Annotated in this window: 14 protein-coding genes; 4 read left to right on the top strand and 10 right to left on the bottom strand. The window is 42.7% G+C overall.

Annotated features, from left to right (window positions below):
• Positions 1 to 10: 10 nt before the first annotated feature.
• Positions 11 to 190, top strand: a complete 180-nt coding sequence (locus M3193_RS06415; RefSeq protein ID WP_251625272.1) for an H-type small acid-soluble spore protein — start codon at positions 11 to 13, stop codon at positions 188 to 190.
• An 88-nt stretch (positions 191 to 278) separates the two neighbouring features.
• Here M3193_RS06415 and M3193_RS06420 read toward each other — a convergent pair whose 3' ends face one another.
• The 3 genes from M3193_RS06420 to M3193_RS06430 form a co-directional block, all read right to left on the bottom strand.
• Positions 279 to 1,016 carry a sulfite exporter TauE/SafE family protein gene (locus tag M3193_RS06420; RefSeq protein ID WP_251625274.1) on the bottom strand — a complete coding sequence of 246 codons (738 nt, stop codon included), beginning with the start codon at positions 1,014 to 1,016 and terminating at the stop codon, positions 279 to 281.
• A 96-nt stretch (positions 1,017 to 1,112) separates the two neighbouring features.
• Positions 1,113 to 1,508, bottom strand: a complete 396-nt coding sequence (locus M3193_RS06425) for a hypothetical protein (protein ID WP_251625276.1) — start codon at positions 1,506 to 1,508, stop codon at positions 1,113 to 1,115.
• Positions 1,509 to 1,515: 7 nt separating this feature from the next.
• Positions 1,516 to 1,974 (bottom strand): GNAT family N-acetyltransferase, encoded by a 459-nt coding sequence (locus M3193_RS06430; protein ID WP_251625278.1) that lies wholly within the window; start codon positions 1,972 to 1,974, stop codon positions 1,516 to 1,518.
• 131 nt (positions 1,975 to 2,105) lie between these two features.
• Between M3193_RS06430 and M3193_RS06435 the strand changes: the two genes are divergently transcribed.
• The gene (locus tag M3193_RS06435) at positions 2,106 to 3,560 is read left to right on the top strand and encodes an alanine/glycine:cation symporter family protein (protein WP_251625280.1); all 1,455 of its coding nucleotides are present in this window, start codon (positions 2,106 to 2,108) and stop codon (positions 3,558 to 3,560) included.
• 156 nt (positions 3,561 to 3,716) lie between these two features.
• Here the strand turns inward: M3193_RS06435 and M3193_RS06440 are convergent, their stop codons facing one another.
• The gene (locus tag M3193_RS06440) at positions 3,717 to 4,580 is read right to left on the bottom strand and encodes an RNA polymerase sigma-70 factor (protein ID WP_251625282.1); all 864 of its coding nucleotides are present in this window, start codon (positions 4,578 to 4,580) and stop codon (positions 3,717 to 3,719) included.
• A 5-nt stretch (positions 4,581 to 4,585) separates the two neighbouring features.
• Positions 4,586 to 5,884 carry a phytoene desaturase family protein gene (locus M3193_RS06445; RefSeq protein WP_251625284.1) on the bottom strand — a complete coding sequence of 433 codons (1,299 nt, stop codon included), beginning with the start codon at positions 5,882 to 5,884 and terminating at the stop codon, positions 4,586 to 4,588.
• A gap of 124 nt (positions 5,885 to 6,008) precedes the next feature.
• Between M3193_RS06445 and M3193_RS06450 the strand changes: the two genes are divergently transcribed.
• On the top strand, positions 6,009 to 6,410 hold the full coding sequence (locus tag M3193_RS06450) for a hypothetical protein (protein WP_251625285.1): 402 nt from the start codon (positions 6,009 to 6,011) through the stop codon (positions 6,408 to 6,410).
• A 260-nt stretch (positions 6,411 to 6,670) separates the two neighbouring features.
• Here M3193_RS06450 and M3193_RS06455 read toward each other — a convergent pair whose 3' ends face one another.
• The gene (locus M3193_RS06455; protein ID WP_251625288.1) at positions 6,671 to 7,012 is read right to left on the bottom strand and encodes a hypothetical protein; all 342 of its coding nucleotides are present in this window, start codon (positions 7,010 to 7,012) and stop codon (positions 6,671 to 6,673) included.
• A 190-nt stretch (positions 7,013 to 7,202) separates the two neighbouring features.
• Between M3193_RS06455 and M3193_RS06460 the strand changes: the two genes are divergently transcribed.
• Positions 7,203 to 7,790 carry a YdeI/OmpD-associated family protein gene (locus M3193_RS06460; protein WP_251625290.1) on the top strand — a complete coding sequence of 196 codons (588 nt, stop codon included), beginning with the start codon at positions 7,203 to 7,205 and terminating at the stop codon, positions 7,788 to 7,790.
• A 172-nt stretch (positions 7,791 to 7,962) separates the two neighbouring features.
• On the opposite strand, the gene helD is transcribed toward M3193_RS06460, so the two are convergent.
• The 4 genes from helD to M3193_RS06480 form a co-directional block, all read right to left on the bottom strand.
• Entirely contained in the window at positions 7,963 to 10,197 is a 2,235-nt protein-coding gene (gene helD / locus M3193_RS06465) for an RNA polymerase recycling motor HelD (RefSeq protein ID WP_251625291.1), read from the bottom strand.
• Positions 10,198 to 10,375: 178 nt separating this feature from the next.
• On the bottom strand, positions 10,376 to 12,064 hold the full coding sequence (locus M3193_RS06470) for a methyl-accepting chemotaxis protein (RefSeq protein ID WP_251625293.1): 1,689 nt from the start codon (positions 12,062 to 12,064) through the stop codon (positions 10,376 to 10,378).
• Between the two features lie 199 nt (positions 12,065 to 12,263).
• Positions 12,264 to 12,947: a GNAT family N-acetyltransferase gene (locus M3193_RS06475; protein ID WP_251625295.1), complete on the bottom strand. Its 684-nt coding sequence runs from the start codon at positions 12,945 to 12,947 to the stop codon at positions 12,264 to 12,266.
• Positions 12,944 to 14,056, bottom strand: a complete 1,113-nt coding sequence (locus M3193_RS06480; RefSeq protein WP_251625297.1) for a mandelate racemase/muconate lactonizing enzyme family protein — start codon at positions 14,054 to 14,056, stop codon at positions 12,944 to 12,946. The genes M3193_RS06475 and M3193_RS06480 overlap by 4 nt, the downstream gene beginning before the upstream one ends.
• Positions 14,057 to 14,136 lie beyond the last annotated feature (80 nt).

The following is a 14,136-nucleotide window of genomic DNA, read 5'->3' on the forward strand; positions in this document are numbered from 1 at the left end:
GGTTTTTGCTTTGGATAGTCAACGTGCACATCAGATTGTATCGTCACCGGATGAAATTATGGTCAGTTATAATGGCGTTTCTGTCTGGATTGATAAGATCCATGAGGACGATCGGACCGCAACGGTTCATTTGCGTCAGGCTATGGAGGAAAGGTCTGAAGTTGCAATTTCCGAATTGAAAGAGCACTGATAAATGGGGCTGTCCGGTCGGTTTCCGGGCAGCTTCTGCTTTTAACCCCCAAAAATAAAAACCTCTACAGCTGTAGAAGTTTTAACTGTTAGGATCCGATATTCTCTACAATGATTTGTAAAATCAACGCGACTGTTACAACCCGTAAGATCGGCTTCACAAACTTCGGTTTCAGTTTTTCCGCAATACGTACCCCTGTCTGCGCCCCTGTAATTGACCCTAACATCAATAGTAACGTAAGTGGCCAAATGATTTTGCCGGCAGCTATGTAGGTGATTGCCGCACCGAAGCAGCTCGAGAATGTTGCGAGTCGTACATAGCCGACCGCCCGAATATAGGCAACTTTCATATGACCGAATAAATAAAGATTCAACGTGCCTCCCCCAGGTCCGAAAAGTCCATCGTAAATCCCGATACCATATAACCCCGGCACACTCACTTTGCTGAATTTCAACTTCTCCTGTCCATCGAAATCCCCTTTTCCGATGAACGATGTAATAAATGCAAACGACAAGAGTATAATCGCCAAGATATATAGGTTATCTTCTGACAGCTTCGTTGCAATGAACCCGCCACTGATCCCCCCAATAAGACTTACTGGAATGACCCAAAACGATTCACGTAGAGAAATCTGTTTATGCTTCAATAAGAAAAGGAAGCTTGAGAACGAACTTACCGTGTTGGACACTTTATTCGCACCGATCGCTGAATGGATTGGTATACCGAGCAGCAGCATTGCAGGAAGACTGATTAACCCCCCACCCCCTGCCAGCGTACCGATCGTCGTTGCAATGGCCCCAATGAAAAAGAGTGAAATATATTCCATCATGAACTCCCCCTCTGTATAACTCTATTATACTCTTCTAATCTCCATTAGAAAAATCGATAGTTATTATACAAGAGGATAATATTTACTTATCAATCAAAATCCGATTTCATATTCTTCTCCCTCTTCGTTGATGACTTTCACTCCGCCGTTTTTACGTTCAAGGCCAATGAGTATATAGGGATTGGTTTCGCCGCTATCCGCTTCGACTTCCCTGACCGTAACAATTGTTTCATTTTCCAACACCTCTACGTCAACAGCTTCCAGTTCAAGCTTATTAGTACCGGTAGAAATCACCACCATCTTTTTCCCCTCGGCAATATCAAAGATCTTGAAGCCTTTACGATCCGTCTTATCATTTTGCAAATTATTGACGTACTGCCTCACTGCGGGTTCTTCATCCAATCTCTTCTTATCTAACACCCAATATTCCTTACCACAGCCACTTAGCAGTATCATAATTACAAATAAACCGACCCAAAGTTTTTTCAATTACATCTCACCACTCTTCCTTATTATTGAACAGGCTTTTCTCCAATACGATCCGATGTATCCCCTCGTCGTCAGTGAATGTTTCCGTTATCGTAAATCCATGTTTTAAATTTATTATCAACATATCTCTCCACTTATTTCTCGTCTTCGTTTCAATTATTTTATACCCTTTATCCTTCACAAGCTGATGTTGGTTCTCCATAAGCAAGGAGGCAATCCCTTTTCCCCTAAATCCCTCTTGAACACCGCCATACCAACTATAGTAGCGGTCCTTTGAAAGACTATATCCAATCTTATAACCAACTACGTGATCCTCTATCATTGCAACTACAAATAGGATATCCTGCTGTAATGAAGCCTTTTTCACAAGTTCATCAGCATTTGCAAAAATCTCATTATGTAATTGTAAAATCCCATCTAACGTTTTTTCATCAGGCATTCCCCAGAAATAATGAACGTGTGGCATAGCAACATCCTCCCTTTCCAGTATTATACTATATATTTAATTTATTCATACTATAAAATCTATGAATCAATTTGTCCTACTTGACATAGAGTAGACAAAAGATTCAGAATGGAGATAAAGGAGGGAAAGGGATGGAGCAATTTTTAGAGACGATTGTCGGTTGGTTATGGGGGTTGCCGCTCATCTTCACGGTATTGTTTGTAGGACTATACTTCACAATTGGGAGTAAGCTTTTCCAAGTTAGTTATTTGCCGCATATTTTCAAAGCTACGTTTGGAAGATTATTTTCTAAGAGGGATAAGGACGAGGATGCAAAAGGAATCTTAACTCCTTTTCAAGCAGTAAGTACAGCGATAGGCGGGAGCGTTGGTGTCGGAAATATTGGTGGGGTCGCTACTGCAATCGCAGTAGGCGGGCCAGGTGCCGTCTTTTGGATGTGGGTCACCGCATTATTAGGAATGATGACGAAGACAGTTGAAGTATCATTGGCCGTTCATTATCGTGGGACGGATGAAAAAGGGAATCCTTACGGCGGACCTACGTATTACATGGAAAAAGGATTAGGTGAAGAAAAGAAATTCAAGTATTGGAAAATACCAGCTGTTCTTTTCGGATTCGGTATCTTTACTACGTTTTTTATTACCCTTCAAAACTATACGGTCTCTGAAGCTGTAAGCTCTACATTTAATATCGGCATGATTCCTTCTTCATTGATTTACGTCACGCTCATTTACGTTATTATTTACGGGGGCATTAAGCGGATTGGTGAGATTGCGTCCAAGCTTATCCCATTCATGAGTATCTTTTATGTATTGGCTTCCCTATTCATCATCTTGAAGAACTTTGATCAGATTCTCCCCGTCTTTGGACTAATATTCGAAAGCGCCTTTACGGGAATGGCTGCTGTAGGAGGATTTACAGGGGCAGTCATTGCGCAAGTGATCCGGATGGGAGTTGCGCGTGCCGTTTACAGTAATGAAGCTGGCTGGGGTACGTCCCCGATGATCCACTCCACAGCGAAAACGAATCATCCGATCAAGCAAGGAATGTGGGGAGCGATGGAAGTATTCATCGATACGATCATCATCTGTTCAATGACCGCATTCACTATCATCATTACCGGCGTCTGGTCATCCGGTCTAGACGGGGCAGCCCTCACTTTATCGGCGTTTGAAGCCGGCATCGGAACCACCGGCAGGTATATCATCGCCTTATCCGTCTTCCTGTTCGGATTGACGACGACGACCGGTTGGTATACGTATTACGAAATCATCTTGCGCCATCTGTTCGGTGGCGAAAAGAAAGTCAAAACAAAGAACAAGACAATTTCCTTCTATAAATGGGTCTATCCGATTCCAGGGTTGCTGATGGTCATTTATGCCGTCTATTATGACATGCCTGGCAAGGCGGTCTGGTATTTCGCGGATATCACAACTGCGATTCCGACATTCATCAACTTGATTGTTATTATGGTGTTGAGCAAGAAGTTCTTTGAGCTGCTGCGCGACTATAAGGCAAGGCATTTGAATATCGGGACGATTGATCCGAATTTCAATGTGTTTTATGAGGATAAGGTTAAGAAGTGAATTCAGGCGAGTTAGAATGAGAACTCTTTGGGGCGGAAAGAAAACTCCTGGTGCAGTAACGAGAACTTTTTCGGGAAGAACGAGAACTCATTATAAAAGACGGTTGAAGATTAGCGTTTTGCTATTCTTCAACCGTCTTTTTATCCACTTTCGTTTTTATTTCTGCAAGTGTTTCAACTTTTCCGGATTAGCCACCATAAAAATACGTGAAATTTTATTGTCATGGAATTCCATCGAGACGACATAAGCAACAAAATCATTAATTGATACGACAACACCTGGATATCCATTTACAACTTCGAATGCCATTCTTGAGTTTTCAGGCAGCTTTTTCATAATACTAACTAACAATAATACGATACGCTCAGGTGTATAGATTGGTTTTAACGCGGCTTTTACTTTGCCGCCTCCGTCGGAAATAAATACAGCATCCTCCTTCAATAACTCCAACATTTTAGGTATATTCCCTTTTTGAAGTGCTATCGTAAATTGTTCTATGCTGCTTCTCATCGATTGGAAATCCAGTGCAGAAGCTTTTGGGCGGTTATGCATGCTTTTTTTGGCTCTGTGAAAAATCTGCCTGCAATTGGCAGATGACTTTTCAATCATAGTCGAAATTTCTTGATAGCTATACTGAAAAACTTCTCGTAATACGTAGACGGCTCGTTCATCTTCAGTTAACTGCTGCAAAAGCAAGAGATAAGCGGTCGAGATAGATTCCTTCATCAAATAAGTATGTGCAGGATCATTTCCTTCATCTATCAATGGTTCGGGCAACCACTCTCCAACATAAATCTCACGCTTACTTGCAGCAGATCGCAATTTGTCTATGGAGCTATTCATCACAATCTTACATAAATATGCTTTCTCGTTTTCAATGACTCTTTCACTACTAACACGGTTATACGTTATAAACGCCTCTTGAACAAGATCTTCTGCATCTGCAATTCTCCCCATCATTCGATAGGCGATTGAAAATAACAGAGGTTGATACATCTGATACAATTGTTCCGTCTCCAAAACGATTAACCTTCCTTTGCTACCGGCATGTCGTTTGCTTGTAAAATTTCTAGCGCTGCACGCTTCCCGCTCGAAACCGCGGCATCAGCTAATACTTCTTCATGGCCCGCCCAATCTCCCGCTATAAAGATTCCTTTCATTTCCGGTATGCTTGGACCGGGGTTCTCTATTCGTTTGGTATGTGGAAAATCATGCGATACCGTTAGCTTCGGTAAAAATTGTTGCACTACGACTTCATTTCGCCATCCAGGATGAAGCAAATCCATTACTAATTCTAATTGCAGTTTATCTGTTTTTATATTTATTTCTTCCATTGGATTATGGTATTTTGCTAAACTTACAACCAATGTTCCATCCTCACTTAACTTTGCTGCGCGTGATTGGTTCGTGAAAAACAAAGCTTGGTCGAGTCCTATCGCAAATTGATGTTTGGGGTTAGGCAACTTTTTAATTCCGATATCTAAACAGCATGCCGTAACAGGAATTGCTTGTTCATTCCACAAACGTAAAGAAGTGTGTTCTGCACCGGTCACCATGTTCATTGCCTCTTTTGGAGATGTTGCAATGATACAATTAGGAACATGAATGACCGTACCATCTGAGCATTGTATGATTTGATAATGCTCGTGATGCTCAATATTCGTTACGTTTTTATTGGTTACGATTTCAGCACCCAAAGCTTCTGCCTGCTTCTTAAGTTTCTGAATAACCGTTACCCAGCCTCCATCGATATATAAGACCCCCGCCTGTAATGATCGCTTCACTTGCTTCAAAACAGGCTTTGCCAGCTGTAGAGCCGGGGCATTCACATAGGAAGTCAATCGACAAATTGAGTAAAATAGCTGCCTTACCATCTGATCTGATATTTCAGCATCCACCCACTCCTTTAGGCTAACTTCCTGAACGGAAGAAATATTTAATCTCATAACCTTACCCATTAATTTGCCGAGTATGAGTTTAGCTTTCCACGACAGTAGTGTTGATGACATGATTGATGGAAAATCTGTTGGAATAACATGAACGTCATGATTTAAAATGCCGTGAAGCTGAATAGGTTTCGTAGCGTTCCCACCTGGAAGAGATATTCCTAGTTCAGTTAAAATATTTGCAGCATCCCCAGACACATACAATCCATGAGGTCCCAAGTTCATAAGAACTCCATTTTTATCATTTGTCATCGCCCTTCCACCCAGACGTTTCGTTTTTTCCAAAACAACGATCTTTTTTCCTTCCCTCGCTAAAAAATTAGCTGCTGTCAACCCAGCCAATCCGCTGCCAACGACTGCAACATCATAGGTAAGCATAAAAAACCCCTCCATCATTTGTTTTGTAATCAAAACGAATAATGGAGGGATTTTGTGACAACATTATTTTTGATAAGCACATATTTCCCCTTTTACTGTAAATACTACTTATGAGGTGAAATTAATGATTTTGAAATTATTCCTTGCTATAAATATTTTAACGGCAATTCAACCATTTATTAATCAACATAGTCCTATTACCTCATCCAACCCCGACCTTAAAAGGATTTATACAGATTATCCAAAAGACGGGAATTGGGTGCAGATTCCAAAAGGGACAAAGAACATAACATTTTATGTCGAAGCAGAAAATACAGAAACAGTCTTATTCTGGTTGATTCCAACAGGTACTCAAACTTGGACAGAAAGAAAACTTATCGGATATGACATTCGAGAAAATCCAACTGATAATATTTTTTCTTTAACTTGGACTATTGATAAGTCATACCTACATGATCATTTACACGTTCAAGCTCTGGGTGACGAAATTTTGGAACAAGACACCATCAATTTATCTATGGAGTAAAGCTTGATACTGGTTCAACTGCATAACCCGATAAATAACTACTGATGTCGCTATTCCGTATGTAGCCGGCACGTTCAATATAGAAAAGCCCAATTAGGGATTTTCATCAAGTTTAACTTAAGAGCGCGATTTGAGTTGCAGCGTGAGGACGATGAATTCAAGGTAGTCCATGAAATTGAGCTGATCAAGCCAGATGGTACGTCGGTGGAATCCCAATGAGCAACTGGAAGAGCAGGTAGCTGTTTATAAAATCCCCGAAATTACTTTTCTCCATACTTCCCTTTATTAATTGCCTTTCGATATTTTCCACCTTCCTCAATAGCTATCGCTTCCTCTTTACTAATGCCTTCTATTGAATAAAATTTAGTGCCTTTTTTGTACTTGTTAGAGAAGTCTCCTAAGTATGTTCCTTCCTTGTCCGAATACCTGGTAACTTGACCAATCTCTTCATGGATTTCAACTACATACTCATCGATAATTTCATACATATCGCCATTCCATACAACAAATGAAGAATTCCAATCAGCACTTGATGAACAGCCTGCCATAATCACAAGTAAAAGACCAATAAAAATATTACTATTAGAATGTTTATCCATCATAAGTTCACCCCTACTCACCTATTCTATTCCATAAAACGGCATAAACCCCTGCCTATTCTTGAAATAAAAAATGAAGCGCTTCGTTTACCAGCTATTCACTTATCGTTCAGAATAAGGGGAGTGACATGCTACGTTTATAACTAAAATCATGTAAAATCAATAGTAAAGAGTTAAGGAGGAGTGAAGCATAATGGTGAGTCATAAGACGAATCCAAAGGTCGATGAGTACGTAAGCAAGTCCCAGAAGTGGAAAGAGGAATATGAAAAGCTGCGGAATATCATTCTCGATTGCGAGCTGACCGAAGAATTTAAATGGATGCACCCTTGCTATACGTTCGACAATAAAAACATCGTACTCATACATGGCTTCAAGGAATATTGTGCCCTTCTGTTCCATAAAGGTGCTTTGTTAAAAGATCCTCAGGGAATTCTAGTTCAACAAACAGAAAATGTACAGGCGGCGCGCCAGATTCGGTTCTCAAATGTCGAAGAAATTATTGAAATGGAAAGCGTCTTGAAAGCTTATATTCATGAAGCTGTCGAAATTGAAAAAGCCGGTTTGCAAGTGGAAAAGAAAACAGATTTTGAAATTCCTGAAGAACTTAAAAATGAATTCGCTGAAAACCCTACTTTGAAAACTGCTTTTGAAGCATTGACCCCGGGACGACAACGGGCGTACATTCTTTATTTCTCTCAAGCAAAACAATCCAAAACCCGTGAGTTGCGAATTGAAAAGTATAGAAAGAAAATCATGGATGGTAAAGGGTTAAATGATTAATCCATCATGGAAAACAAAAAAGGATCCTCTTTTGCGGGATCCTTTTATTGGTTTATGCGCAAGTTTTATCGTTTATGAGCTTTTGGAGCGATTTATGCGTTTCTGGAAGGTTTTATGCGTGTTTATTCTCATTTATGGGCTTTTCATCCGGTTTATGCGTGATTCCAGCGGTTTATGCGTTTTTCGGTGATATCAATGGCATTAATGTGTCGGAAAGCAAGTGCAGTTCATGCATCGGCCTTGTCATTGCTACATATAACAGCTTTCGATCGATCGGATGGTCTCTGAATGGTTCCTCGAAAGCCGCGATGATGACAGCGTCGAACTCTAAGCCTTTTGATAAATGGCTTGGCACAATCAACAGGCAATCCCCGTTGATGTCGGAATTCTCGCCTAGCAATTGGACAGGCATGCCCGACTTTTCAAGCTGCTTGTGGATGGCTGTTGCTTCTTTCCGCGTCTTACAAATCAATGCGATCGATCGGTGGCCCCTGCTAAGGATTGCTTCGTAGATTTCATTCACCTTGGAGGCATCGAGTGCGGACTGATTATAAAACTCCGGCTCCCTGCCATGACGGACGACCGGCTCGACCAACGGCAAGTCTTCATCCATCTGCGCAAGGACTTTATTCGCGAGTTGCATAATTTCGATTGTCGTCCGGTAGCTTTTTTGCAAAGTTGTATACGTGGCTCGCGGAAACATCTCCCGAACGGGTTCCCACGACGTCAACGCACGATAGCTATGGATTCCCTGGGCCAGATCCCCGACCATCGTGAACATATCCGTTTCCAGTCCGTCTTGCAGCGCGGCAAGCTGGAATTCGCTGTAATCCTGCACTTCGTCAATGAAGACGACTCGCATTTTCCATTCATCCGCCACGCCTTTCAACTTGGCATGAAGGAAGTAGAGAGCTGCCAAGTCTTCTGTCTCCCACGCAACACTGGCGTGCGCGTCAAAAAAAGCATCCCTTTCCGAATCGGACCAGTGGCATGCCAGTTCAATATGTAATTGCGGATTCGTCAACCATTCCCTGTACAAACTTTTTATATTGAATTTCTTGAATTTCTTCATATAAGAAGAGACCGTCTTTTTCCCTTCCTTTTCAATAGAAGGAAGCCGTTCGTCACGTTCATCCATAATCTTTGTGATCCGCGCCTTTCGCTTCTCATCATCACGGATGCCGTACAGCGCCTTATCGAGCGCTTCTTCATACTTGTCCGATAAGAGCTTATATAATTGTTTCCGTTTCCGGTTCACTTCAGTCTGTATAATGAGCTTGATGCGCTCGATCCTTTTCTCAAGAGGCATATAGTTGAAGTCTTGCAGGAATAGCTTTTTCAGGCGGGACGCCCGGATGATCCGGTATTTTTCAATATAGACATCTTCAAAGAGGGCCGCAGTTTCCTGTTCAAGCTTGTCCACATACCTTTGCATAATTTGACGGTAGCGGAGCGTCCCTTTCATGCGTGCAATGAAGAGATGTTCTTCATTCACAGAATCAGCTGCTGTCAACAGCTCGAGCTTTTTATTCGGATCAGCCAATTTCAGCTTCAAACCTGTAGCGTCCAGTACATATTCCGCGAAAGTCGTCTGGCAAATACGTCCGACTCCCAGTTCGGGGAGTACGTCTCCAATATATTCCATGAACAGCCGGCTCGGTGCCAGAATCATCAGTTTCTCCGAAGGGAAATCGGAGCCCATCGTGTAAAGGAAATAGGAGATTCGGTGAAGGGCGATTGTCGTCTTTCCACTGCCTGCAGCACCTTGGACGATGATTGGCTGTTTCAGGTTCGCACGGATGATTTCGTTTTGCTCCGCTTGGATCGTCGAAACGATTTCGGTCAAACGGACATCCGCTTTTCCCGACAATGCTTCCTGGAGCAATTCATCATTCGTCGTTAAATCAATATCAAGGACTTCCAGCAATTCTCCTTCTTCGATTTTGTACTGCCGCTTCGAGAAGAGATGACCGCTGATTTCTTCGTCCCGCACTTTATACGTCAAATCTCCCAGTCTGCCATCATAGTAAACATTTGCGACAGGCGAACGCCAATCGACGATGATCGGTTCTTGTGTTTCCTGATGAAAGACGGATGTTTTGCCGATATAGAGGAATTCATCCTTCTCCCCTTCCGCCCTAAAATGGATGCGAGCGAAATAGGGCTTCTGCTGAATCGCTTCTAGCCCTTCCTTTTGGGAGCGGGCCATTTCAAAAAAACGGGTGTTCGTTAGGATATTAATATAGCTCAAACTCGAATCCAAGTAGTCCAAGTCGGCCATCGCATGTCGGATTTCATCTTGTGAGGATTGCACACCACGCATCGATTCTTCAAGGAGCTTTTGCATGTAGTGCTTTGTGTAGTCAAGGCGCTGTAATTCAAACTCAAAATCGGGATGTTTCTGCATAGACAGTCCTCCGTTTTGCGTATTTTGCGTCCTGCTGTTCGGGCGAGATGTTGGGGTTTAATTGAGACAGAAATTGATTGTACCATTATGGAATGTTTTAGGCAATATGATTTATTCAGAATCATTATACTTAGGGATAAAAAATCCCCACGCCTTTTATTTGGCGCGGAGATTTTCATCATACTGTAAAACGTCCCATATCGTTTTGTAGTTTTTCTGCTACTTCGGAAAGTGTTTGTGCACTCGAAGCGATTTCTTGGTTGGAAGCCAAATGTTCTTCCGTCGATGCACTTGTCGATTGTGCTTCGGCCGCTGCTTGCATCGCAAGCTCTTGCACTTTTTTAGAGCTGTCCGTCACTTGCTCGCTCATCGTACGAATCTGTTCAATAGCGGCGGAAACTGTTCCGACTTTGCTGCTAACGTCATTTGAGGCAAATTCGATTTCATTGAATACTTCGTTGGTCTTATCGGTGATGCCCAATCCTTCTTTGACACGATCGGTGCCGGCTTCCGTGCTGTCAACCGCCAAAGAGACGTTTTGAATAATGGCATCGATCATTCGGCCGATTTCTTCCGCGGAGGTTTTCGATTGTTCAGCCAAGTTTCGCACTTCATTTGCCACTACAGCAAAGCCTTTACCTTGCTCTCCCGCACGAGCGGCTTCAATCGCTGCATTCAATGCCAACAGATTCGTCTGCTCGGCAATTCCCGTTATAAGCCCTGTCACATTCCGGATCTTTTCCGAATGAACCGCCAGATCAGTGATGATCTCCGTGGATTGCTGGATGGATGCTGAAATGTTGGACATTTGATCGGTTACATCTTTCATGAGGCCCGCGCCTTCTCTTACAAGTCGGGAAACCTCAACAGAAGAAGCAAGCATCGCAGCATTGTCATTTGTAATTTGAGTGATGCCGTTTGCCATTTCAGCCATTGCATTCGCGGAATCATTGACGAGATTCACTTGCATATCGCTTGCAAGTAAATTCTTCTCAGCAATTTCAGCTACCATTTCGGAAGCTGCAAGACTCTCTTCGGAACTTGCCGTCAACTGTTCGGCTTGGGCGGCTAACTGGTATGATGAATCTCTTGTGTTCATAATGATCGTTCGTAGATCGGCCTTCATTTCGTTGAAGGCGGTCGCCATCTCACCGATTTCGTCCCGATTCTTAATCACCAACGGCTCCGCTGCAAAATCCCCTTGTGCCAGCATCTTTAATGCATCTGTCATTTTGCCGACCGGACGAGTAATGATTTTGCTGATCAGATAAGAGATGATCATACTCAGAATGGTGACCAGGCCGAGAACTCCCAGAATGAAAATGCCAGTCGATTTTACCTTCCGTTCAATGGTAGCTTCAGTCTCAATCATCTGCTCGCGTTGATAGTTGATCAATCTCTCCGCGTTAATCATAAAGACGCTTTGATGCGGCTCGGCTTTTTCTGCTAAAACGAGCGCTTCCTCATCTTTTCCTTGATTGAATGCTGCAAGCGATTCTTCGGAATAGACTCTGTATTGCTCTGATGCTTCTTTTAACTCCTCAAGTAAGGCCTTACTTTTCTCTGAATCGAAAGAGGAGTCCATTTTCTTCAACTTTTCATCAACTGATTCTAGCAATTCGCTGCGATTCTTCAAATACTTCGTTTCTTTATATAATAAATAGCCGCGCAGATCATTAGACAGCTCAGTTTGATTGGTTGATAGCTGTTCTAGCAGTAGTACTTTTTCCATCCGATCGTTAATAAAAGACCTATACTCTTTGCTAATGTCTGGTATCGTTAAATAATTCAAAGCTCCTGCGATAATCATTAAGAGTAATAAGGATAGGAAGCCCGTCCACAACTTTTTACTTACTGAACATCTCATAGTTATCCTCCTATATTCGTTACCACATATCATTATAAACTACTATCTGCAATACGAATAGATATAGGTAGATAGATTATTGAAAACAGTCGGAAATGCCCTTAAGAGTAAAATCATTGAATTAATTTGAATAAACGCAGCCCTTTTATACTAAAAACCCGTACGAAGCGACTTTTCACTTCGTACGGGTTTTCAATGTTTATTCATACTTTTGGAATTTCACTTTCCACTTCCCATCGACCTCTTCCAGACCAACGCCTATCCACCCGTCCTTTAATAATGATTGCTGCTCCAAAGTATCTGACATGTCGGCTACGACGGTTAGCGCCCCTAGCCTTTTCTCCTCACGCAGATCTCTCATCAGCGTGTAGCGCAATAGATTCCCATATTTCTTTCCCAATGAGATGATATGCATGCCTAACGAGATTTTGTCCTTCAGGCTCGCGATATTGAACGGAGCTACGGTTGTGAAAACATAGCGATGACGATCCTTGTCCACATTCTCCATGAGGAGTTCGCCGAGAATCCGTTGTAAGCTGTTGCCTCTGTACTCTGGATCCACATTTGTTATTTCAGAATATAGCACAGACGGCAATTCTGAATCAGGCAAGCCGGCATCTTTCCCTAAATGATGCTCGTCAATTTCAGGTTCGAGCATTGCCCTGAATGCAATGAGACGATCATTGTGGAATGCCCCGATCATTGATCCACTTCCGTTTAGGATGAATAGGAATTCGTCTTCGGATAACGGTTGTAAAAAAGCAGTGACTTCCAAGAATGCAATTACTTTCTTCTGCAATTCCATAATTGCTTCGATGTCTTCGTTGACCAGGTGTCGAATTGTCACCTCTTGACCATTTCTCAGTCTCAAATCTTTCTTCATCCTGCCACCCTCTCCGAGAAGACGGTCAATTTAGTTAAGACCGCTTCGTCCACTTCGACACCGAGACCTGGATTTTCCGTCAGTCGGATGAACGGGACGTCATAGGCGAGGTTTCCGATATCTTCGCTGAATTTCAACGGACCTGTCAATTCGACGCTTGTCATGATCTTTTTTGAGAAGGCAACGTGAAATCCTGCCGCGGAGCCTACAGACGATTCGACCATCGAGCCGACTTGGCATTCGATTCCTGCCATTTCCGCCATATGGGCAAGTTTCATAGCCGGATAGATGCCGCCACATTTCATTAGTTTGATGTTCACTTTGTCTGCAGCGCGTTTAGCAATGATTTCCCTCATTTCACGGATTCCGCGGAGCCCTTCATCAATCATGACGGGTACGGAAGTCTTCGATTTGATCTCCACCATTGCATCGATGTCGTCCGCTTTCACTGGCTGCTCCAGCCAATCGAGTGAGCAGGCTTCAAGTTTTGTCAGCGCTTGCAACGTCGTCGAGCTGTTTACCCATCCTTGATTCACATCAATACGGATGGCGATCGACTCCCCTACACGTTCTCGTACAGCTTGAATTCGTTTCACGTCTTCCCACACATCCGTACCGACTTTCATTTTCAATGAACGATAACCTTCCTTGATACGCTGTTCCGCTTCCTCAGCCATATGGGCGGGGGTGCCGATGCTGAGTACGTGCGTGATTGGAAATTCCTTATGATATCTTCCGCCCAACAGATCATATACGGGAACGCCTAGTGCTTTTCCGACGGCATCATAACAAGCAATATCAATTGCGGCTTTAGCAGATGGCACTCCATAAATTTCTGAGTCCATTAGCTCGTGGATCTTTTCCATTTGAGCTGGATCCATGCCGATCAACTTCGGTGCGAGGGTATTTTTCAAAACGGCATATGTACTTTCCCAGCTTTCACCGGTGACGTGCTCATCCGCTACCGCCTCCCCGTAGCCGATATGGCCCGTGTCCGTTGTCAGTTTAACGATAATTGAAGGCATGTAATCATATGTTGCATAGCTTATTATGAATGGCTCCCTTAAAGGCAAGTGAATCGCAAAAATCTCTATTTCCATAATTTTCATTAGTATCTTTCCTTTCTTATTGGGAATCGGCTATACTTATTGTATCACTGTCGTTAAATAGTCGCTAATAGTTAGGAGGT

The sequence above is a fragment of the Sporosarcina luteola genome (assembly GCF_023715585.1).
In the GTDB taxonomy this organism is placed as follows: Bacteria; Bacillota; Bacilli; order Bacillales_A; family Planococcaceae; genus Sporosarcina; species Sporosarcina luteola_D.